General features: G+C 60.6%; 15 protein-coding genes. 8 read left to right on the top strand and 7 right to left on the bottom strand.

The features are described from left to right. The first annotated feature begins 258 nt into the window (after positions 1-258). The 5 genes from QQJ96_RS00775 (at position 259) to QQJ96_RS00755 (ending at position 11,539) form a co-directional block, all read left to right on the top strand. Positions 259-3,033: a TonB-dependent receptor gene (locus QQJ96_RS00775; protein WP_284329985.1), complete on the top strand. Its 2,775-nt coding sequence runs from the start codon at positions 259-261 to the stop codon at positions 3,031-3,033. Positions 3,034-3,423: 390 nt separating this feature from the next. After that, positions 3,424-6,159: a TonB-dependent receptor gene (locus QQJ96_RS00770; RefSeq protein ID WP_284329984.1), complete on the top strand. Its 2,736-nt coding sequence runs from the start codon at positions 3,424-3,426 to the stop codon at positions 6,157-6,159. Positions 6,160-6,593: 434 nt separating this feature from the next. Continuing rightward, positions 6,594-9,386, top strand: coding sequence for a TonB-dependent receptor (locus QQJ96_RS00765; protein ID WP_284329982.1), 2,793 nt, complete (start codon positions 6,594-6,596; stop codon positions 9,384-9,386). Positions 9,387-9,586: 200 nt separating this feature from the next. Further along, positions 9,587-10,471 carry a methylglyoxal synthase gene (locus QQJ96_RS00760; RefSeq protein ID WP_284329981.1) on the top strand — a complete coding sequence of 295 codons (885 nt, stop codon included), beginning with the start codon at positions 9,587-9,589 and terminating at the stop codon, positions 10,469-10,471. 312 nt (positions 10,472-10,783) lie between these two features. Continuing rightward, complete coding sequence (locus QQJ96_RS00755) at positions 10,784-11,539, top strand: NRDE family protein (RefSeq protein ID WP_284329980.1); 756 nt, start codon at positions 10,784-10,786, stop codon at positions 11,537-11,539. Positions 11,540-11,638: 99 nt separating this feature from the next. Here the strand turns inward: QQJ96_RS00755 and QQJ96_RS00750 are convergent, their stop codons facing one another. Then, complete coding sequence (locus QQJ96_RS00750; RefSeq protein ID WP_284329979.1) at positions 11,639-12,034, bottom strand: YchJ family protein; 396 nt, start codon at positions 12,032-12,034, stop codon at positions 11,639-11,641. 196 nt (positions 12,035-12,230) lie between these two features. Here QQJ96_RS00750 and QQJ96_RS00745 point away from each other — a divergent pair, with 196 nt between their 5' ends. Next, positions 12,231-14,156: a CocE/NonD family hydrolase gene (locus QQJ96_RS00745; RefSeq protein ID WP_284329978.1), complete on the top strand. Its 1,926-nt coding sequence runs from the start codon at positions 12,231-12,233 to the stop codon at positions 14,154-14,156. Between the two features lie 47 nt (positions 14,157-14,203). Here QQJ96_RS00745 and QQJ96_RS00740 read toward each other — a convergent pair whose 3' ends face one another. The 5 genes from QQJ96_RS00740 to QQJ96_RS00720 all read right to left on the bottom strand — a co-directional run bounded on the left by QQJ96_RS00740 (position 14,204) and on the right by QQJ96_RS00720 (position 19,564). Next, positions 14,204-14,401 carry a hypothetical protein gene (locus tag QQJ96_RS00740; RefSeq protein ID WP_284329977.1) on the bottom strand — a complete coding sequence of 66 codons (198 nt, stop codon included), beginning with the start codon at positions 14,399-14,401 and terminating at the stop codon, positions 14,204-14,206. Between the two features lie 168 nt (positions 14,402-14,569). Next, entirely contained in the window at positions 14,570-15,148 is a 579-nt protein-coding gene (locus QQJ96_RS00735; protein WP_284329976.1) for an NnrU family protein, read from the bottom strand. Positions 15,149-15,265: 117 nt separating this feature from the next. Continuing rightward, positions 15,266-15,826, bottom strand: a complete 561-nt coding sequence (locus QQJ96_RS00730) for a HutD/Ves family protein (protein ID WP_284329975.1) — start codon at positions 15,824-15,826, stop codon at positions 15,266-15,268. Continuing rightward, complete coding sequence (gene dinG, locus QQJ96_RS00725) at positions 15,823-17,925, bottom strand: ATP-dependent DNA helicase DinG (RefSeq protein ID WP_284329973.1); 2,103 nt, start codon at positions 17,923-17,925, stop codon at positions 15,823-15,825. The genes QQJ96_RS00730 and dinG overlap by 4 nt, the downstream gene beginning before the upstream one ends. Next, a complete protein-coding gene (locus tag QQJ96_RS00720) occupies positions 17,915-19,564 on the bottom strand; it encodes an NAD(P)/FAD-dependent oxidoreductase (protein WP_284329972.1) in 1,650 nt (549 codons plus the stop codon). Before QQJ96_RS00720 ends, dinG begins: the two co-directional genes overlap by 11 nt. Positions 19,565-20,134: 570 nt before the next feature. On the opposite strand from QQJ96_RS00720, the gene QQJ96_RS00715 reads away from it, so the two are divergent. Both QQJ96_RS00715 and QQJ96_RS00710 read left to right on the top strand, forming a co-directional pair. Next, on the top strand, positions 20,135-20,437 hold the full coding sequence (locus QQJ96_RS00715) for a hypothetical protein (RefSeq protein WP_284329971.1): 303 nt from the start codon (positions 20,135-20,137) through the stop codon (positions 20,435-20,437). A gap of 71 nt (positions 20,438-20,508) precedes the next feature. Next, on the top strand, positions 20,509-21,363 hold the full coding sequence (locus QQJ96_RS00710; protein ID WP_284329970.1) for an SAM-dependent methyltransferase: 855 nt from the start codon (positions 20,509-20,511) through the stop codon (positions 21,361-21,363). A 155-nt stretch (positions 21,364-21,518) separates the two neighbouring features. On the opposite strand, the gene QQJ96_RS00705 is transcribed toward QQJ96_RS00710, so the two are convergent. Beyond that, positions 21,519-22,178, bottom strand: a complete 660-nt coding sequence (locus QQJ96_RS00705) for a DsbA family oxidoreductase (protein ID WP_284329968.1) — start codon at positions 22,176-22,178, stop codon at positions 21,519-21,521. Between the last annotated feature and the right edge of the window lie 7 nt (positions 22,179-22,185).

Below are 22,185 nucleotides of genomic sequence, written 5' to 3'. Positions count from 1 at the left end.
GCGGCGCAAAATATTGCGCCCGCACATAAGTCAGGGCTTCTGCCTGATTTCGATTATATTCAATGGCTTGGAGAGACTTTCTGGCCCCAAGAGGCCTTTCGTTCCGCCCTCTGGCGCGCGGGGCGCTGTTAATTTCTTGCGAAACCTGGTTACTATCCCTCTAAGCGCATTTTCTTGCGATGTAAATAAATGCGCGGGGAGTCAGCAGAGCCCTACCCATCCCCCACATCTGCTGCTGATAAAGAGGGAGTACCTAATATGCGTTTCAGAACGACACGGCTGCGCGACGCCATTGTCTTGACCTTGTTTGCAGGTAGCGCGGGTTTCGCGTTCGCGGCCAACGCGCAGGATTCATCGCCGTCCAGCAAGACGCTGGAGAAAGTGGTGGTGACCGGTTCCAGCATTCCGCGCACCGACCTGGAAACCGCTTCGCCGGTGCAGGTGATCACCGCCAAGGATCTGCAGGCGAGTGGCCTGCCGACGGTGGCCGATTACCTGCAGCGCCTCACCTCCGATGGCGCCGGCTCCATTCCATCCACCTTCGGTAACGGCTTTGCCAGTGGCGCCACCGGCGTTTCGCTGCGAGGCCTGGGCGCCGGCTCCACGCTGGTGCTGCTCAACGGCCGCCGCATGGCGTCGTTCGGCCTGGCCGATGACGGCCAGAAAGTGTTCACCGACCTCAGCACCATTCCGATGGAAGCGGTGGAGCGCATCGAAGTGCTGAAGGATGGCGCTTCGGCCATCTATGGTTCCGACGCCATCGCCGGCGTGGTGAACATCATCTTGAAGACCGACTTCACCGGTGCGGTGGCGAAGGTTTCGGCGGGCGTTTCCGGAAATGGCGACGGCAATCGCTACAAGGCGTCGCTGACTGCCGGTACTGGCGACCTCAACAAGGACCGCTACAACATCCTGTTCGACATCGAAGGCATGAAGGACGATGCGATCCTCGCCACCGATCGCAGCGATCGCAAGTGGATCGGTACCGGCGACCTGCGCCCGTGGGGCTACAGCGCGACCGGCAGCCAGTTCCTTGGCGGCGCGATCACCAGTGGTGGCACGGCTGCCGGCAGCTCGCAGACGGGTGCGGTGCGCGATCCGAACACGCTTCTCTATCATTCGCTGCCCGGTTGCGCACAATTCTCCAACATCTCGCAGGCCGGCGGCGGTGGCGGCTGCTTATGGGATACGGCGAAGTACCGCTGGATCACGCCCAGCGATCGTTCGGTCAGCCTGTTTGTGCGCGGCACCTTCAAGGTTACCGACAGCACGCAGCTGTATAGCGAATTCGGTTACTCCAACAAGGTGTCGAAGTTCCAGACCACGCCCTCGGGCGTGTCCGGCGCGTGGGGCTATCCGGGCGGCGCGATGAATGCGAGCAGTGGTGCGGGCGCCGTGGTACTGGGGCCGGCGGATCCGGACAATCCGTATCAAGGATCGTCGGCGCGTCTGCGCTATACCTCTTGGGACGTGGGTCCGCGGGTAACGCGTACGGACAATGATTTCTACCGCTTCCTGGTCGGCGTGAAGGGCAACTGGGGCGAGTGGGATTACGATGCCGCGTACATGCATTCGGGCACCGACCTCACCAGCTCACGTTGGGGCTATCTGCGCTACAGCGCGGTGCGTGATGCACTCACCAATCCCAACAGCCCGTTCGGCTATTGGCGCATCGGCGCGAACGCGGGTCTCAACAACCCGGGCATCTATGGCTACATCTCGCCGACGTTGCATGCCACGGCCAGCAGCCAGCTCGACTCGATCGATGCGAAAGTGACGCGCACCTTGTTCGATTTGCCGGGCGGTCCGCTGGGCTTGGCGCTTGGTACCGAATACCGCCGCACGGCCGTGTCGCTCACTCCGACCTCGTATACCGATCAGGGCGATGTCATCGGCCTGGGTTACTCCTCCTATAAGGGTGCGCAATCCGTAGCCGCCGGTTACTTTGAATTGGATGCGCCGGTGCTCAGCAATCTGGAGCTTTCTGCGGCGGGCCGAGTGGACAGCTACAAGGAAGGCGCCACGGCCGTCACGCCGAAGTTCGGCGTGAAATGGTCGGTGACTCCTTGGCTGGCGTTGCGTGGTTCGTTCGCGGGCGGTTTCCGTGCGCCGAATCCGGCCGAGACCAATGGTCACCTGGCCGCGTTCACCAATGCCTCCGATCCAGTGCGTTGTCCTGGCGGCAAGCCGTTGCCGGGAGCCTCGCAGATCGACTGCCTGGAAACCATCGGCATCATCACGCTGCCCAATGCCCATCTGAAGCCGGAGCGTTCGCGTAGTTATACCGGAGGCTTCGTGCTAGCGCCGTCGGCCAATACCTCGCTGACCGTCGACTACTGGCGTATCCGTCGCACCGACGAAATCAACCAGAGCACGGCTGCTTCGGCGATCGCAGCGGGCAATGTGATCCGTTCGGATAACAATCTGCCGGGTATTCCCAACAGCGGTACCTTGCTGGCGGCGGAAGGCACCTACATCAACTCCGCGGCGACGTCGGTGCGCGGCATCGATATGGACTTCACGCAACGCTTCGACCTGGGCACGTACGGCCTGTTGAATTTTGACTTGAATGCGACGCGTCTGATCTCGTATGCGCGCCAGGACGCCAGCGGCACCGTGCAGTACGCGGGTACTCACGGCAACTGCGATACCACCAACTGCATCGGCACGCCGCGTCACCGTGCGCAGCTCAGTGCCGACTGGGATTTCCGCAACTTCTCGCTCGGCGCGATCGTGAACTATCGCAGCGCGTTCAAGAACGTGCCCCAGGCGGGGGCAGCGTGCAACAGCGCGTTTGCCGACGGTACGGACGCACCGGCGCATTGCCGTATCCCATCGTTCACCACGCTGGACCTGTCGGCCCGTTATCGCTTCGCCGACAACTTCGAAGTGTTCGGCTCGATCCAGAATGTCACCGACGAAATCGCCCCGCTGGACCCGGTGACCTACGGCGCGATGAACTACAACCCGCTGGACTCCAGCGGCGCGATCGGCCGTTACTTCACGGTGGGGGCGAAATACAAGTTCTTCTGAGTTCGCGCTAGCTCTGTAAGTAAAGCCAAACGGCGCGCCGGGTCATCGGCGCGTCGTTTTTTCTTGCGTCCCTACCTTGGATCTGACGGGTCGTTGACGGCCGTTAAGGCTAGGACCACGTGGCTCAGGAAAGTCCGACTAAGAGACCAACAGGTTCATAACGCTAGGAGGACGTTGGATTTCCCATAAGTCCTTGTGCAATGCGGAATTAGCGTTCCGACCTCAGGTACTACGTCATCGCAAGATATTACGTGATGTTAAGGACTTGTCTGATTGATTGAGTCTGTGGAAGACTCCGCCGCTGTGTCCCCACACGCCCAACTTTCCCCTACCCGCAACATCCCCTAGTTGGGCGAATCACAATCAGTTGTACCTCGGAGGGTATGAAAAATGACTCGTAATAAGCTTGCGCTCGCGTTGGCGGGCCTGTTGTTTGCCCCGGTTGCGGGCACTGCTTTCGCGCAAAACGCCCCTGCTGCCGACCAAGGCCAGAACACCAAGCAGTTGCAGACCATCACCGTGACGGGTTCGGCTCTGCCGCGCGTCGATACGGAAACGCCCTCGCCGGTGACCGTGATTTCGGCGCAGCAGATCGCGCGCAGCGGTTTCACCACCATTTCCGATGTCGTTCGCTCCATCTCCGCGGACAACTCCGGCTCGATCCCCAACGCTTTCACCGGCGGTTTTGCGGCTGGTTCTTCGGGCGTGGCGCTGCGCGGCCTGACCGTGAACTCCACCCTGGTGCTGATCGATGGCCAGCGCGCTGCCAGCTATGGGCTGTCCGATGACGGCCAGCGTTCCTTCGTCGACCTCAACACCATTCCGATCGCTGCGGTCGAGCGCATCGAAGTGCTGAAGGACGGCGCTTCGTCGCTGTACGGCGCCGATGCGATCGCCGGCGTGGTCAACATCATCCTGCGTCCCAGCTTCAAGGGCATCGAGGGCACGGCCGACATCGGCAACTCGCAGCATGGCGGCGGCTTCACCAAGAAGGCCACCTTCATGATCGGCGGTGGCGACCTGGAGAAGGACGGCCACAACGCCTACGTCAGCGTGCAGTACGAGAAGGACAACCCGATCTGGACGCGTCAGCGCGGCTTCCCCTACAACACCGACAACCTCAGCTCGATCGGTGGCCCGAATCCGGAAACGCCGTCCAACTTCACCGGCTCCACGGTCGGCTCGATCACCAATCCGGCCACCGGCCTGGTGCAGCCGCTGCGTGGCTGCACGCCGAACACCACGCTCGTCAACAACGATCCGGCTAACCCCGGCAGCTACTGCTACCAGAGCCTGGTCAACCAGTACACCCAGATCCAGCCGAGCATGGAGCAGGGCGGCATCTACGGTCGTTTCACGGTAAAGCTCAACGACACCACCAAGGCCTATATTTCTGCGAGCTACATGCAGGACAAGACCTTGACGGTCCTGACGCCGGAACAGATCCAGAACACCATTCCGGTCAACACCAACAACATCACGTTGCCGGTGGGTAACCCGTCCAACCCGTTCGCTGCGCCGGCGCCGATCAACTACGCCTTCGGCGATATCCCGCGTGGCACCAACTACACCAATCACAACATGCGTTTGGTGGGCGGCGTCCAGGGCATCATCGGTGACTGGAACTACAACACCACCGCGGTCATCAACCACACCTCGCTTGATTCGAACCAGTTCGGTTACATCAACTACCAGGCGCTGATCAACTCGATCAACAACGGCAGCTACAACTTCGCCAATCCGTCGGCGAATTCTTCCGCCGTGCGCGCGTCGCTCGCACCTGGTTATGACAAGACCTCCACTTCCGACCTGGATTCGCTGGACTTCAACGCCAGCCGCAGCCTGTTCGACCTGCCGGGCGGCCCGGCCGGCCTGGCTGTGGGTGCGTCGGTTCGCCACGAAGCGCAGAACGACCCGACCCTCAACCCGAACTCCGAGTTCGAGGGCCTGGGCAATGCCACCACCAAGGGCAGCCGCGACGTTGCCGGCATGTATGGCGAACTCGATCTGCCGCTGCTCGAATCGCTGGAAGCCGACGTTTCCGGCCGCTTCGACCATTACTCCGACGTGGGCAACAACTTCTCGCCGAAGATCGGCCTGAAGTGGAAGCCGCTGGACTGGGTGGCGATCCGTGGCACGTATTCGAAGGGCTTCCGTGCGCCGAGCTTCGCGGAAAACGGCTCCAGCTCCGCGCAAGGTTTCGTTACCAAGACCCCGCCGGCGAGCTTCGGCCTGCTGCACGGCGGTGATGCCTACAGCACGTCGCCTTACGCGATCTCCGAGTACACCCAGGCCAATCGCAGCATCAAGCCGGAAAAGGCGAGCAACTTCACCTTTGGCGTGGTGGTGCAGCCGACGAGCTGGTTGAACGCTTCGGTGGACTACTACAACATCCGCAAGAGCAACGTCATCACCGCACCGGACTTTGGCAGCGCGCTCAACGCTTACTTTGCCAACGGTGGCACCGTGCCGGGCGTGACGATCACGCCGGATTTGGCCGATCCGCTGCACCCGGCTGCGCTGGCACGTCCGGCGTTGCTCACGGGTGAGTACATCAATGCCAACTCGCTCAAGACCACCGGCGTGGATGTGGATGTTCAGGGCCATTGGAACTTCGGCAGCTTGAAGTACATCTCCGAGCTGCAGGGTACGCAGATCTTCCAGTGGAAGATGACGCTGCCGGGCGGCATCGTGCAGAGCTACGTCGGTACGCAGGGTCCGTTCAACCTGTCGTCCGGCGCAGGTACGCCGCGCACCAAGGGCTCGTGGTCCAACACCGTCATGTACGGTCCGGTGACCGTGACCGGTACGCTGTACTACACCAGCGGCTACCAGGAAACGGCTCTTGACGTCGGCGTCGGCCCGGGCAACTGCCTGGCCCTCAACGGCGCCGGTACGGCGTTCCTGCCGGCGAGCTGCCACGTGGGCTCGTTCTACGACTTCGACCTCACCGGTAGCTACGACATCAACGAGCACATCGCTGTGACCGCTTCGCTGATGAACGCGTTCGATCGCAAGGCGCCGTTCGATCCGGCCAACTACGCTGCCAACAACTACAACCCGACCTATTCGCAGTCGGGTGCTGTCGGCCGCTTCTGGAACCTCGGCGTGAAGGTGAAGTTCTAAAAACCGAGTCCGTAATGCATGGCGTTAACACGTCGTGCATTACGTAGCATTCGGTGTTGTCTCCGATAACGGCGCGTCGCTCGACGCGCCGTTATTTTTGCGCGGGCAAAAAGTTAGCCGACTGTTGCAGCGCATTATTTCGCTTCAAGGTTAAGTGAAAACGCAAAATATTGCGTAAAACTCCCGGGCGAGTGTAATCGATTAAATACCCGGATTGGCAAGGACGTGCGATCCATCAGGCGATCCGTCGTGCGCTGCTGCGCCGCCAGAATCGCAAATTATTGCAGATGTTAAATACTTGTCCATGACACCCCAGTGTGGTAGACCGCGCTTGGGATCTGGAGGGATTCCCACACAACTTGTCATCCAGCGGATCGATTGGACTACTCACAAGCGGTTACACCACTAACGGTTAAACCTTGGAGGGGTTCCAAATGAAACGTAATCAACTTGCGCTCGCGCTTGCAGGTTTGCTGTTGGCACCTGCCACCGGAGCGGTTTTCGCACAAAACACTGTCCCGCAAGACCAAGCCACCGCGCCTCAGCAGCAGCAAGGCCAAGCCAAGCAACTACAGACCATTACCGTCACAGGTTCTGCATTGCCGCGCGTCGACACCGAAACACCATCGCCAGTGACGGTGATTACCGCACAGGACATTGCACGTACGGGTTTTACCAACGTATCCGATGTGGTGCGTGCGATTTCCGCTGACAACAGCGGCACCATCCCACCCGCGTTCTATGCCGGTTTCGCGACGGGTTCTTCGGGTGTCGCGCTGCGCGGCCTGACCGTGAACTCCACCCTGGTATTGGTCGATGGCAAGCGTGCAGCAAGCTATCCGCTGGTGGACGACGGCATCCGTTCGTTCGTTGACCTGCAGACGCTACCGCTGGCCGCCATCGAGCGCATTGAAGTACTGAAAGACGGTGCTTCATCGATCTACGGCTCCGACGCGATCGCCGGCGTGGTCAACATCATCCTCAAGCCCAGCTTCCAGGGCGTGGAGGGCTCGGCCGAAATCGGCAATTCCCAACACGGTGGCGGCTTCCACAAACACGCATCGTTAGTGGGCGGTATCGGTGATCTGAACACGGATCACTACAACGCCTATTTCAGCGCGGAATGGGAGCAGGATCAGGCGATCAAGTTGAGTGATCGCAGTTTCCCCTTCAACAGCACGAACCTTACCTCTCTGGGTGGTCCGGATCTGCGCATCGGCAATCCTGCGAACTTCAACGGTTCCTCGGTTGCCGTTCTGCAACCGGCCGGGCCGGCACCAGGCGGCGCCACCACGGGACCCTACGAGCCAATAGGTGGTTCATGCACCGGCGGTACGCAGGCGATGACATCGGCCGCGGGCACGTATTGCGCAGAAGATGCCGCTTATACCTATGGGCATGCGCAGCAGTACTCGAACAAAGATGGCCTGTATGGCCGCTTCACTTACAAGTTCAACGACACCACCAAGGCTTATGCCGCGGTGAGCTATTACCAGTCCGTGGTGCATGAGCTTGGTACGCCGCCGCAGATCCAATCCAGCGTACCGAACAACACCGACAACATACAGTTGCCGCCTGGCAACCCGTCCAATCCATACCCGGGCCAGTACGCGTACATCAACTATTTGTTCAGCGATATTCCGGGCGGAACCAACGTCGATACGCATAACCTGCGTGCCGTACTCGACCTGCAAGGTACCCTCGGTGACTGGAACTATGAAGCGTCGCTGGTCGGCAACCACGTGTGGATGGGCTACGAGAACCTGGGCTTTCTGAGCTATCAGCCGTTGCTCGCCGCCATTGCAAACGGCACGTACAACTTCGCCAATCCTTCGGCAAACAGTGCGGCCATCCGCAATACGATTGCGCCACCGGATATCGCGGCCAATCACTCGGACATGGATGCGCTGGACTTGTCCGTAAACCGCCAGCTGTTTGACTTGCCTGGTGGCCCAACGGGCTTCGCCGCCGGTGTCCAGGTCCGTCATGAAGCGCAACTGCAGGAGCAGCTCAATCCGGGCGGTATCTATCAAGGCCTGGGCAACACCTTCATTACCGGCCAGCGCAACGTGAGCGGTATTTACTCCGAATTCGATGCGCCGCTACTGGAAAGCCTCGAAGTCGACGTTTCCGGACGCTTCGACCATTACCCGCATATCGCCAACAACTTCTCGCCGAAGGTCGGCCTGAAGTGGAAGCCGCTGGATTGGGTGGCGCTGCGTGCCACTTACTCGAAGGGTTTCCGTGCTCCGCAGTTTGGTGAAGGGCCCGGCAGCTTCAGTGCGGGCTTCGTCGCCAATTCGGTCGCGGGGCAGGGCGCCCCGGCGTCGTTCCTGGCAGCGCACGGCAACTCCAATTACGTGACTGTCCCCTATGCGCTGGAAGAAGGCAGTTCCGGTAATCCCGCCCTGAAGCCGGAGAAATCGCGGAGCTTCACCTTTGGTGTAGTGGTGCAGCCGATCAGCTGGTTCAACGCCTCGATCGACTACTACAACATCAGAAAGAGCAATGTGATCGTGCCGGCGAACCCGGGTGTTGCGTTGTTGAACTATTACAACAACGGTACGGTATTGCCGGGCTACACGATGACCTTCGATGTACCCGATCCGGCCCATCCCGCTGCGCCGCTGCGTCCGATTTTCGTAGGCGCCGATTACGTCAATGGCAATTGGCTGAAGACGACGGGTGTGGATCTGGACATGCAGGTGCACTTCACGTTCAGCAATGGCATCCAGTACATCAGCGAACTGCAGGGCACGCAGATCTTCCAGTGGAAACAGGATTCCGCCGGACAGATCCAGAGCTACGTAGGTACGCAAGGTCCGTTCAACCTGTCTTCCGGTGCGGGTACGCCCCGTACTCGTGGCAACTGGGCGAACACCGTCATATGGGGGCCGCTCAGCCTGACGGGCACCATCTACTTCGTCAGCAAGGAGTATGAATCGGCGCAGGACGTCACCGGTACCACGGCATGCTTCGATGCATTAGGCCCCAACGGTGGCCCGTTGGCAGGCAACTGTACGATGTCTTCGTTCACCTACGGCAACCTCGTGGGCAGCTACAAGTTGAACGACCACATCACGCTTACGGCCTCGGTGGACAACGTTACCGATCGCAAGCCGCCGATTGCTCCGCTTAACTATGCGGCCAACTTCTACAACCCGACCTACGACTTCGCCGGCATCATCGGCCGCTTCTGGAACGTCGGGGTGAAGGTGAAGTTCTAGGTTCGCTTCCAGAAGGTACTTCAGGCGCGCCGCTCAAGCGGCGCGCCTTTTTATATGCCGAGACGGCCTATGCACAGGCATGGGCAATGCCGCTATGACGCGTGCGGTATACGGTAGGCTGTGCCTGCTGAGCGGTGTGACCGGCTGTCACGGCTATCATCGGTTTATTGACTCGACTTATCGACAAGGGGAAAAGCAACATGCGGATGGGCCTTGCCGCCAATGCGCTTCATCACGACCAGGACGACGCGGCGCTGTTTCGCTGGCTGCGTGCCTGTGAGCAGGGTATTGGCGAGTTGAAGCTCAGCCTGCACGCCGTTGGGCGCACCCATGCCGCGATCGAGCGCAGCGGTTGTCTTGCCGGCTATCCCGGTTTGTTGCGCTATCCCTACGGCCGCGAGGGCGGCCTGATGAAGCTGGTGGCCGAAGTAGTAGGCATGCATGCGCCCGAGCGCACGCTCGACGGCGCGATCTACCTTATCGATCCGGTCGATCCTTCCTCCGTTTTTCCAGAGGCCGTGGCGTTGAAGCGGCAATGCGTGATTCATCAGAAGCCCTTCGTCTCCACCGTGGCGTCGGCGCGGGACTGGATCGAGATGGAGCGCATTCAAGCGGGTTTGGCGCCCGATCCCGGCGCCAATGATCTGCATGTACTGGAAAAGCAGACCATTGCCTTGATCGCGCACGATGCGATGAAGCCACAAATGATGGCGTACGCGGCCGATCACTTCGACGTGCTCGCGCGGTTCGCCCAACGGGTGGCCACGGGCACCACCGGCCAGCAGTTGAACGAGCTGGCATGGAGCCGCGGCTGGCCCCAGGGCGAGCAATGGGTGCAGCGTTACCAGAGCGGCCCGATGGGCGGCGACGCACAGATTGCCGACCTGGTGCTGGAGCGGCGTTGCCAGCGCGCAATCTTTTTTGAAGATCCGCATGTGGCGCGGCAGCACGAAGCGGACATTCAATTGCTGGAACGTGCGGTGACCACGGTGACAGATGAAACCGTGTGCATGACGTCGCCGCGGGTGGCTGCGCGCTGGGCGGATGCGCTGCGCAAGCGCGCGGCGCTTTGTAGGCTGGGATGACAATCCTGAGGTATCCCCACGTTTTTCCTCTACCTGCATACGTGCCCCAAATGCCGTCATTCCCGCGAAAGCGGGAATCCATTTTCAGGATGCATCAGAGCGAGATGGATTCCCGCTTTCGCGGGAATGACGGCCCGTTTCTTTGGATGTTAGCGGGCTAAAACGCAGCTGCCTGATTTTTACGGGATCCAAGAACAAAAAACGTGGGGATACCTCAGGATGACAATCCCAGCATCGCGTAGGTAATGCAAGGCAATGCTGGGATTATCATCCCAGCCTACCGGTGGCCACCTTTGAGGTAGTCTTTACGCCATGTGCCTGATCGCTTTCGCCTGGCAAACCCACCCTCGCTGGCGCCTGCTGCTGGCCGGCAACCGTGATGAATTCCATGCGCGCCCCAGCGCACCGCTATCGCGCTGGACGGACATGCCGGTCATAGGCGGACGGGATCTCGAAGCGGGTGGCACCTGGTTGGGCGTCACGCCAACGGGGCGATGCTGTGTCGTGACCAATGTGCGCGATCCCAATGATCCGCAGCAGGGTGTATCGCGTGGTCTGCTGGCCACGGATTATCTAGTGGGCGCTGACGATGCGACACGCCACGCCGCCAAGCTGCTGCCCTCGGCGCCCGGCTACCGTCCGTTCAATCTGCTCACGTTCGATGGTGAATACGGTTTCTATATCGGCAATCGCCCTTCCTCCAAGGCGCAGCCGATCGAACCGGGCGTGCACGGTTTATCCAACGCCGACTTCAATACACCGTGGCCGAAGACGCATCGCTTGATGCAGCGCCTGCAGACGTGGCTGGACGCCGGTCACGAAGTGGATTTCGCGCCGCTGTTCAACGCCCTGGCCGACGAGCATCAGGCGCCGGACGAGTTGCTACCGGATACTGGAGTGGGTTTGGAGCGCGAACGCTGGCTGTCTTCCGCGTTCATTCGGGGCGAAAGCTATGGCACACGGGCTTGCACCATCGTGGCGATCGACCATGACGGCAAGGGGCTGATTGTCGAGCGGCGATTCGGGCCGAACGGCCGTTTCGAGGGCGAGAGCGAACTGTCGTTGTAACTTCGTGGCCGTCATTCCCGCGAAAGCGGGAATCCATCTTCACTTTTGCATTAGAGCAAAAATGGGTTCCCGCTTTCGCGGGAATGACGGTCATGAGGATTACGGGAACTGCCCATCCAGGTAATACCAGCGGCCCTGTTCGCGTACGAAGCGGCTGATCTCATGCATGCGCTGCGCCTTGCCGCCGCCGTAGCGCAGGCGCGCCACGAACTCCACCGTGGCGTTTTCGCCGTCTTGCTTGTGCTGCTTTACGTCCAGTCCCAGCCACGTGGGGGCAGGGTGTTGCGCCGCCAGTTTCAGGCTGGCCGGGCGGGTGCTGGGATGCCAGGTGGCCAGCAGATAATCCTCGCGCTGCAGCACGTAGGCGCTATAGCGTGAGCGCATCAAGGCTTCGGCGGTTGCTGCAATGCCGCCTTCGTGCAGCGGGCCGCAACAGCGCGTGTAACCGCTGTGATTGCCGCAGGGGCAGGGCGTGAAGGTGTCGACAGCTTGCAAAACTCGAATCCTGCAACGGGTATCGCATCCATCCTGCGCTCATCACGCACAAATGCAAGAGGTAGTGCGAAAAGTCATGCATGGACGGCGCTTCGGATCGCTTAAAGTCATAGCGCTGCCGGGAGAGCAGCTTTCCCCTCATCGAATGCAGCGGTCGTCAGGGTATGGGCGGCCGAAAGCGGCGGAGATTTTTTGCATGCAACCGATTCGCACCTTGTTCTCATTGACGGCTCTGGCCATGGGCCTGATGGCGGCTTGCGCCCACGCGCAGACCGCACCGATGACGCCCGATATTCCCGCCAGTTTCACGGCGCCCACCGGGGCCAATGACTACGTCAAGCGCGTGGTGATGATCCCGATGCGCGACGGCGTGAAGCTGCACACCGTGATCGTGATACCGAAGGGTGCGCATAACGCGCCGATCCTGCTTACACGCACGCCCTACAACGCGGACAAGCGCAGCGAGCGCGAAAACGCCCCGCACATGCTCGACCTGCTGCCGGAGAGCGACGAGGAGTTCGTGCAGGCCGGCTACATCCGCGTGTTCCAGGACATCCGCGGCAAGTACGGTTCCGAAGGCCCTTACGTGATGACCTTGCCGTTGCGCGGCTCGCTCAACAGCGGCAAGGTGGACGAATCCACCGATGCCTACGACACCATCGGTTGGTTGTCGAAGAACCTGCCCGAGTCGAATGGCAAGGTCGGCATGATTGGTTCCTCGTACGAAGGCTTCACGGTGGTGATGGCCCTGGTCAATCCGAATCCGGCGCTGAAAGTGGCCGCACCGGAAAGCCCGATGGTGGACGGCTGGATGGGCGACGACTGGTTCCATTATGGCGCTTACCGCCAGACCAACTTCGATTACATCACCGGCCAGACCACCCAGCGTGGCATGGGCTACCGCATCCCGCGCGAGGCTTACGACGACTACACCACCTTCCTGCGCGCCGGCTCGGCGGGCGATTATGCGCGCGCCAACGGGCTGGACGGCCTGCCGTTCTGGCGCAAGATCCATGAAAACTCGGCCTATACGCAGTTCTGGTCGGCGCAGGCGCTGGACAAGGTGATGGCGCAGCAGCCGCTGAAAGTGCCCACCATGTGGCTGCAGGGCTTGTGGGATCAGGAAGACATGTACGGTGCCATCCATAGCTACGAAGCGATGGAGCCCAAAGACAGCAGCAACACCATGAACTACCTGGTGATGGGCCCGTGGTTCCACAGTCAGGTGAACGTCAACGGCAGCACACTCGGCCCCTTGAAATGGGCCGGCGACACGGCCTTGCAGTTCCGCCGAGACGTGCTGCTGCCGTTCTTCAGCCAATACCTCAAGGACGGTGCACCCAAAGCAAACACGCCGCCGGTGTTGATCTACAACACCGCTGAAAACCATTGGGACCGGTTCACGCATTGGCCGCTGTCCTGCGCGCACGGCTGCGATTCCACCTCCAGGCCGCTGTATCTGCTGGCCGATGGGCGCGTTGCGTTTGAAGCACCGAAGGCCAGCGACGCGAAGTACGACGAGTACACTTCCGATCCGGCCAAGCCGGTACCGTATGAGCCTCGTCCGGTGGTGGATACGGATCGCGACGCTTGGCGACGTTGGCTGCTCAACGACCAGCGTTTCGTCGATGACCGTCCGGATGTGCTCACCTATGTAAGCGCTCCGCTAAGTTCGCCGCTGCGCGTAAGCGGCGCGCCGCAAGTGAACCTGGTGGCTTCCACCAGCGGCACGGACAGTGACTGGGTGGTGAAGGTCATCGATGTCTATCCCGACACGGTGCCGTCCAACCCGAGCATGGGTGGCTACGAGCTGCCGATCTCGCTGGATATCTTCCGCGGCCGCTATCGCACCAGTTTCGAGCACCCGCATGCCATCGAGGCGAACGCACCACTGGCTTACAGCTTCCGCCTGCCCACGGTGAACCACGTGTTCGAGCCGGGCCACCGCATCATGGTGCAAGTGCAGTCCAGCCTGTTCCCGCTGTACGACCGCAATCCGCAGACCTTCGTGCCGAATATCTTCGATGCCAAGCCGGCGGATTACGTGAAAGCGACGCAGCGCGTATGGCATACGCCGGATCATGCGAGCTTTGTGAGTTTGCCGGTGGTGTCATCACCCTGACGTTTGGGTGCTTGCTTTACCCCCTCTCCCTCGGGAGAGGGGAGGCTTTACACGGGTCGACCGCTTAATACCCGGGCCGGCAGCATAAGCAGTGCTTTCAGAAACGCAAACACCGCATTCACCGTGATACCTAGCAAACGCAATGGCAGCAACAACAGCCATACGATGGGATACAGCACCAGCGCCAGCAGCGCCAGGGGCCAGCAAACTACCAGCAACACCAGCCAAAGCAGAAAACCGGCCATGGGCGCTACCTCCTGTGAATCGGACGGCTAGACTGTAACGCAGCCCAAGCTTGCGGCGTACATGACTACCAGCATGCTGTGTAGGCTGGGATGACAATCCCAGCATCGCGATGCTGGATGCATGGCAATGCTGGGATTGTCATCCCAGCCTACGATTGCCATCCCAGCCTATGCCATGGGATTTACGCCAAACAGCAGGCTGTGCAGCCAGAACGCGAATAGCACCCAAAGCATGATACCTGCTACGACAGCTATCACCGTGCCTTTCACGCCTCCCGGCGGATAGACCGTGCCCAGGCGCCGGTCGCGGCGTCGCGAGGCTGCAAACAGCACGATTGCCCATAGCAGGAAGGCGCCGAACAGCACCACGTCGTGCAGCATGCCGTTGGCCAGCAGGTGGCCGAAGGCCCAGGTTTTTACCGCCAGCACCTGCGGATGATGCAGCTTGGCCTTGATCATGTTGTTCGGCACGCGCGCAGCGGGAAACAGGATCAGGGCGATCAGCATAAGCAGGCCATTGAGATGGCGCAGCCACATCGGCGGTACGTACAGCAACACCGGATGGCGTCGCGCCATGGCGAAACCGACGATGATCAGCACCAGACCGACGGCGGCGAGGATGGAGTAGATCGCCTTCCAGCGGTTCAGACCGATGCGTTCGATCTGGCGGGTGCGCCAGTCGTCGGCGACGATGCGGATGGAATGCAGGCCGATGAACAGGATCAGGCCGAGGATCAGCACGGACATGGTGGGGACCTCAAGAAGGATGAAGTACGCCTTGCGAAAACACCTCGTAGAGGGATGACAATCCCAGCTGCGTTCACGTCACGTGTTGCTGGGATTGTCGTCCCAGCCTACGCGACGTCAATTTCCCAGCAATTGCACCCGCGCGACAAGTGCCAATGTCCCTGCGTCCAGCGTAACGCGTCCGGTCGACGCCGTCGGCAGCCACGCATCGCCGGGTTGCATGCGCCCATCGGCCGTATCGACATGCCCGCGCGCGCAGTAAATCAGCACCACGGCATCATCGACCACCTGCCGGCCCGGATCTTCCCAGGTTACCAGCTCGCCGCGCGCTTTCGCCCTTCGCAGCATCAGGTTGAAATCACGCGTAGGCCCGCCGTGCAGCGCAATCGTCACCTTGGCCTCGCCGGGAAAGGCAAAGGGCGCAAAAGGCGCATCGAGCGCATGGTTGCGGCCATCGTCCAGTGTCATCGTAAACCCTGCACCTTGCAGCAGCGCGATGTAACGATCCACCCCCTCGAACGAAGAAAACGGCGCGGCGCTGTCCACCTCGGCCACGCTGACGCGCCAGGCGAAATCTTCCATGCCGGCGCCGGCCGGATGGACAGCCAGTTCGCGCGTACGCCCCATGCCGTTCTTCCACGGCACGGCCGGACAGTCGCGCAGGCGGATGATGCTCATGCGTTACGCTCGATTACTCGTTGGAACGGGGGCAAGGCTTTAAGCATCTGGCTGCCGTATTGCCGCGTGATGACGCGCCGGTCCAGCAGCACGATGCGGCCGCGATCGGTCTCGCTGCGGATCAGTCGGCCGCAGTATTGGATCAGCAGGCGAGTGGCCTCCGGCACGGCCACTTCCATGAAAGGATTGCGTCCACGCGATTCCAGCCATTCGGCGTAGGTGGCACCGACGGGATCGGTTGGCACAGCGAACGGCAGCTGCGTGATCACCACCGTTTCGCACAGCTTGCCGGGAAGGTCCAGGCCTTCACCGAACGAGGCGAGGCCGAACAGCGTGCTGCCTTTGCCGGCTTCAATCGCCGCCACGTGTTCGGCGATCAATTGCGTTTTGCCCAGCGAACCTTGTGCGCGCACCCTGCGCACTTTGTCGATCGGCAGGCGCTGCAGCACGCGCTCCAGTTTGGCGCGCGAGGTGAACAACACCAGGTTGCCGGCCTCCCAGTCCAGGTTTTCCGCCAGCCAGTCGGTGATTTCCTGCGAGTGCTGTTCGCGCGCATCGGGCAAGGCGGACACGGCCGGTATTTCCAGGCGTGCTTGCGCGCCAAGATCGAAAGGTGAAGGCAGGCTTACCGTCACTGCCTCGTCCGGCAAGCCCACGGCATCGGCGAAACCGCGGAAGTTGCCGCCTACGCTGAGGGTGGCGGAAGTCATCACTACGGCGCTTGCGTTGTCCCACAGGATATTGCGCAGCAAGGCGCCGGCGGAAACGGCTGAAGCGTGACAAACCAGCTGTTGATCATTCGCCAGCGTAACCCAGCGCGCCAGTGGCGGCGCGTGTTCCGGGTCGTCGCTGGACCAGGCACGCCAAGTGCGCACCTGGCGATCGATACGCTCCAGCGCCATGCCCAGCTCGCGCGACAAGGCCTCCTGGGTGGGGCCGCCCTCGCTCATCTCGGTGACGGCACGGCGCACCGTCGTCAGCCAGCGCTGTATCTCGGCGGTGGCTACATAAAGTTCGGTGGCGTGATGCACCCAGTTATCCGGCAACTGCCCCAGCGAGCCGCGATACATAGGCTCGGTTTCTCCAGGATCGGGCAGCCACGACTGGCGGATTTCCTTTTCCAGCGCTTCCAGCGCATCGCTGAGCTGCTGCAGTTTTTCATCGCCGGCATCGAGCGCGAGCTTGCCGATCACTTCCTTGTCGGTAAGCGAATAGGCGGCATGCACCTGCCGGCCCAGCCGGCTGAGTTGCCGTATGGCCGTAGTGAGAGGCACTTCGGCGGCGCCGCGGTCGATCGTCTTGCCCGGCATGTGATGCGCTTCATCGAACACGTACAAGGTGTCGTCCGGCTTGGGCAGGAAGACGCCACCCCAGCTTTCATCGCCGCTGGACAGGGTGAGGTCGGCGAGCACCAGGTCCTGGTTGGCGACGATGATGTCCGCGTCCGCCACGGCGCGGCGCGCGGCAAAGAACGGACAGGCCATGAATTGCGCGCAGCGCCGGCCGGTGCAACCTCCGGCGCTGGTAGTGATCATGGCGCGCAGCATGTCGCTGGGTGTTTCCGGAGACGCATCCATGTCGCCGTTCCACTGATGATGGTCGAACGCGTCGATAAGCTTGCGCAACACTTGCTTGTCGCGTTCGGCCGGCGGCTTGCTCCAAATGGCAAGGTCTGCGTCCAGGCCCAGGCCCAGCTGCGGGTTCTCGCCCAGGCCGCCGGCGGCCATGCGCAGGTCGCGCGGGCATAGATAGCGGCCGCGTCCCTTGGCCAGCGCCACTTTCATCTCGCGGCCGTTGAGTTTCAGATACAGCGGAATGTCGCGCTCCACCAGCTGCTCTTGCAAGGCAACGGTGGCAGTGGCGATCAGCAATTTCTTCTTCTGCGCCTGTGCCGCCTCGACCCCGGCAATCAGGTAAGCCATGGATTTGCCGGTGCCCGTGGGCGCTTCGATCACCGCGGCACCGCCGCTTTGCGCCAGCGCCTTGGCTACTTCGGCGATCATGCGCGTTTGCGCCGAGCGCGCACGAAAGCCGGGCAAACCGTCTTTCACGCGCGCATAGGTGTCGCGAATACTGTCCTTGATGGCATCAGTGAGCATGGACTTCCTGCTGCGTGATGCTCAACGCCACCGCTTCGGCCACCCGAATGCCATCGACGCCGGCCGAAAGAATGCCGCCCGCATAGCCCGCGCCTTCGCCGGCGGGAAACAGGCCGCGCGTGTTGAGGCTTTGCAGGTCGTCGTCGTTGCGCCGGATGCGCACGGGCGACGAAGTGCGTGTTTCCACGCCGGTAAAAATCGCATCCGGCCGCGCGAAACCCTTGATCTTGCGATCGAACGCGGGCATCGCCTCGCGGATCGCTTCGATGGCGTAATCCGGCAATGCGGAAGACAAATCCGTCAGATGCACACCGGGTTTGTACGAGGGCTGCACTTCACCGAAGGCCGTCGATGCTCTTCCAGCAAGAAAATCGCCGATCAGCTGTCCCGGCGCATCGTAGGTGCCGCCGCCAAGCTCGAACGCGCGGCTTTCCAGCTGACGCTGCAAGGCGATGCCGGCAAGCGGGCTGCCGCTGTCGTCGTATGGAACAAAATCACTGGGCTCGATGCCGACCACGATCGCCGCATTGGCATTGCGCTCGTTGCGCGAATACTGGCTCATGCCGTTGGTTACCACGCGTCCCGGTTCGCTGGTGGCCGCCACCACCGTGCCGCCCGGACACATGCAGAAGCTGTACACCGAGCGGCCATTGCGGCAGTGATGCACCAGCTTGTAGTCCGCTGCGCCCAGCAACGGATGGCCCGCTTGTGAACCGAAGCGATCGCGGTCGATCAAGGATTGTGGATGTTCAACGCGGAAGCCGATCGAAAAAGGCTTGGCTTCCAGGTACACGCCACGCTTGTGCAGTACTTCTACTGTGTCGCGTGCACTATGGCCGAGCGCGAGCACTACATGATCGGTACGAATCTGCTCGCCGCTTGCCAGCATGACACCGCGAACCTGGCGCACGCCTTGGGCATCGGTTTCGACCAGCAGGTCATCCACGCGCTGCTCAAAGCGCACTTCTCCGCCCAGCGCTTCGATGTTGTTGCGCATGTTCTCGACCATCGTCACCAGGCGGAAGGTGCCGATGTGCGGCTTGCTCACGTAGATGATTTCTTCCGGCGCGCCGGCCTTCACGAATTCGGTGAGCACCTTGCGGCCGTAGTGCCGGGGATCGGAAATCTGGCTGTACAGCTTGCCGTCGGAAAACGTGCCCGCGCCACCCTCGCCGAACTGCACGTTCGACTCCGGATGCAGGTTGCGCTTGCGCCACAGGTCCCAGGTGTCCTTGGTGCGCTCGCGCACCGCCTTGCCGCGCTCCAGGATGATCGGCTTGAAACCCATCTGCGCCAGCACCAGGCCGGCAAACAGGCCGCAAGGCCCCATGCCGATCACCACGGGGCGGTGTTCCAATCCCGCCGGGGCTTTGGCCACGTAGCTGTATTCCGAATCCGGCGTGGGGCGTACGTGCGGATCGCCGGCGAAGCGCGCCAACAGCTTGGCCTCGTCGGTAACGTCCACGTCCAGCGTGTAGATCAGCTGGATCGCTCCGCGCTTGCGGGCGTCGTAGCCGCGGCGGAACACGCTGTAGCCCCGAATGGCCGGCGCGCCGACGTGCAGCCTGGCGCGTATGGCGGCGGCCAGGGCTTCCTCGGCGTGGTCCAGGGGGAGCTTGATGTCGGTCAGTCGCAGCATGCGGGGCAGGGTGGGCGGAACGGCAGGCTATTGTCGCAAAGCTCGCGCTTTCGTGCCGCTTCTGACGCCATTCCCTGTTCAGAGCCCTCGAGAGGCCACATTCGAGCCGGCCATTTAGTCTTTGCTAAACCGCCGCATTGGCAACGGAACCTAATCTGGTACCGCACCAACCGCTTCGCTGGGGCGGGGTGTGATGTGTGATCGCCGAGCACCCAGGCGTCTGGGGTTGGCACCGGATACCGCTAGGACACAGGTTATCGAACATCTCTTAGCTTCCCTGCTGTCGGTAATTTGTCCGCTTTTCCGACGTGTTTTGTAGGCGTCGGATGGCATTCAAACGATTTTTGCAGCTTTAGCTTTCCTGACGAGAGAACCGTGAGGAGGAGGCGCAGGCTGTTGGCGATTTTGGTAACTGGGTCTCAGACGTGTTTCGGTGCGGTCGAGGTGCCCCCCTTTTGAATGGGGCCTCGATTGCTCGAAGGTCAAAGCGCGAACTGAGCTTAGTCGTTCTGACTGCGGCAGATTCATTGCCTAGTTTGGCCCTACATGTCGCAACAAAGGAGGTATCCGATGAATGCTAAAACTTCTGCCCTTGTAGAAACATCAAGCCATGCACAGCACCCACCCGTTCAAGGCAGTCTAGCGGCTGAAGAGGCCACTAGGTTTTTGATGAGGCTTGCCACAGATGCGGAAGGGCGCGAGCGTTTTGCTTTCGACAAGGAAGCATTTATGGAAGAGTCGAAAATGAGTGAAGATACTAAGCATCTGCTTCGTGCTCCAAACGCGAACCTCCTATTGCAGATGTTGCATGAGCCAACTGCACCAATGAAAATGATCGTCATGTTAGAAATTGAGATGCTGACGAATCTCTGAGCGTGTATCGAGGTTCGCCATGGACTCGTGACGAGCCTCTTTTTCCATTGCAATATGCATGAGGTCTTAGTATGAAAAAAGGCTCATTGGCAGTGGTTGGGACCGGGATTCAGGCACCCGGGCAGATAACACTTGAAACGAAGGATTACCTTGCAAAAGCAGACAAGGTCTTTTATCTAGTGCCAGATCCGTTCGCAAGTCGATATATTCGTGACATTAATCCGGACGCCGAAGATCTCTATCATTTTTACGTGCCGGGTCAGCCACGCAAAGTTACCTACGAAAACATGGTTGATACTATTCTGGCTGAGGTTAGGAAAAATAAGCGCGTTTGCGCAGCCTTCTACGGTCATCCTGGCGTTTTCGCATACCCAACGCATAAGTCCGTATACCTTGCCCGAAAGGAAGGGTATCGTGCGGTAATGCTATCCGGTGTTTCTTCTGAAGACTGCATGATCTCCGATTTGGGGCTGGATCCATCTATAGGTTGCCACAGCTACGAGGCAACCAGCTTCCTAGTGCGACCCGTGCCGATCTTCCCGTCATGCATGTTGATCTTGTGGCAAATCGGCGTAATAGGTGATTTATGCTTTACTCCAAAGGAAGCTGAAACCTCGCCTGCAATGGAGATACTTACGGAGCGTCTCCTTCAGTTTTACCCGGAAAATCAAGAAGTAATTGTTTATGAGGCATCCTTTTCACCTGTTTGGGGGCCAAGAGCGGATGCCATGCCCTTGAAAGACCTGCCTCGAGCGGTGGTTTCTGGTATTTCTACGTTAGTCATTCCCCCCGTTGCCTCTGAATCTATAGATCAGGCAATGATTGATCGTCTCGGTATCAATCGCGAATGGATGGGCAAAATCCCCCATTCATCGCTTGAAACCCGTCATACAGCTCCCGGCGCCACAACGGCTGCTCATAGGTAATTGTATTGCGCGTGCCACAGCGTGAGAGGTGTTCGCTGCGGATGCCTCTCACAGCTAAATCGAGCAAGTTAATGGGTATGAGGAAACGGTATTGCAATATAGCGCCCCCCATGCTGCTATCGAATTCCGTTCCAGGCAAGACTTTGGTGGCCAGTTCATGCTTGAGCTTCGGCCGCCACCTGCCGCAACGTCTGCTCGAACAGCTCCGGCGGCTGCCCGCCCTGGATCAGGTACTTCCCGTTGATGATCACCGAAGGCACGGCACGGATGCCCTGCGTTTGGTAGAAATGCTCTTGCTCGCGCACTTCCTCCGCATAGCGATTGTCCGCGAGCACCTTCAACGCTTCGGCCGTATCCAGCCCAACCTCACCGGCTACTCGCGCCAGCACTTCATGCGAGCTGACGTTCTCACCCTTGGTGAAATACGCCTCCAGCAAGGCCAGCTTCAGAGCAGGCTGCTGACCCTGGAGTTCCGCCCAATGCAGCAAGCGATGCGCATCGAAGGTGTTGTAGATGCGGCTGCGCTTGCCCATGTCGAAAGTGAAGCCCAGGCTGGCCCCACGCTGGCGGATGCCTTCCTGGTTCTTCGCCATCTGCTCCGGCGTACTGCCGTATTTGCGCGCCAAGTGTTCGGCGACTTCCTCGCCCTCCGGCACCATCTGCGGATTCAGCTCGAACGGCTGGAAATGCAGCTCGGCCACCACCTCACCGTCCAGCCGCTCAAGCGCCTGCTGCAGGGATTTCAGGCCAATGGCGCACCAGGGGCAGACGACGTCGGAGACGAAGTCGATTATGAGGTGGGTTGCCGTTTTCACGTACTTT

The sequence above is a fragment of the Dyella flagellata genome, assembly GCF_030160275.1.
Taxonomy (GTDB): Bacteria; Pseudomonadota; Gammaproteobacteria; order Xanthomonadales; family Rhodanobacteraceae; genus Dyella_B; species Dyella_B flagellata.
This window is presented reverse-complemented; position numbering and strand designations above follow the sequence as displayed.

What these genes read in the sequence shown, in the direction of transcription:
- QQJ96_RS00710 (WP_284329970.1), top strand. Translation starts at nt 20,509, where the DNA reads ATGAAAAAAGGCTCATTGGCAGTGGTTGGGACCGGGATTCAGGCACCC.
- QQJ96_RS00770 (WP_284329984.1), top strand. Translation starts at nt 3,424, where the DNA reads ATGACTCGTAATAAGCTTGCGCTCGCGTTGGCGGGCCTGTTGTTTGCC.
- QQJ96_RS00760 (WP_284329981.1), top strand. Translation starts at nt 9,587, where the DNA reads ATGCGGATGGGCCTTGCCGCCAATGCGCTTCATCACGACCAGGACGAC.
- QQJ96_RS00745 (WP_284329978.1), top strand. Translation starts at nt 12,231, where the DNA reads ATGCAACCGATTCGCACCTTGTTCTCATTGACGGCTCTGGCCATGGGC.
- QQJ96_RS00775 (WP_284329985.1), top strand. Translation starts at nt 259, where the DNA reads ATGCGTTTCAGAACGACACGGCTGCGCGACGCCATTGTCTTGACCTTG.
- QQJ96_RS00765 (WP_284329982.1), top strand. Translation starts at nt 6,594, where the DNA reads ATGAAACGTAATCAACTTGCGCTCGCGCTTGCAGGTTTGCTGTTGGCA.
- QQJ96_RS00720 (WP_284329972.1), bottom strand. Translation starts at nt 19,564, where the DNA reads ATGCTGCGACTGACCGACATCAAGCTCCCCCTGGACCACGCCGAGGAA.
- QQJ96_RS00755 (WP_284329980.1), top strand. Translation starts at nt 10,784, where the DNA reads ATGTGCCTGATCGCTTTCGCCTGGCAAACCCACCCTCGCTGGCGCCTG.
- QQJ96_RS00730 (WP_284329975.1), bottom strand. Translation starts at nt 15,826, where the DNA reads ATGAGCATCATCCGCCTGCGCGACTGTCCGGCCGTGCCGTGGAAGAAC.
- QQJ96_RS00735 (WP_284329976.1), bottom strand. Translation starts at nt 15,148, where the DNA reads ATGTCCGTGCTGATCCTCGGCCTGATCCTGTTCATCGGCCTGCATTCC.
- QQJ96_RS00740 (WP_284329977.1), bottom strand. Translation starts at nt 14,401, where the DNA reads ATGGCCGGTTTTCTGCTTTGGCTGGTGTTGCTGGTAGTTTGCTGGCCC.
- dinG (WP_284329973.1), bottom strand. Translation starts at nt 17,925, where the DNA reads ATGCTCACTGATGCCATCAAGGACAGTATTCGCGACACCTATGCGCGC.
- QQJ96_RS00715 (WP_284329971.1), top strand. Translation starts at nt 20,135, where the DNA reads ATGAATGCTAAAACTTCTGCCCTTGTAGAAACATCAAGCCATGCACAG.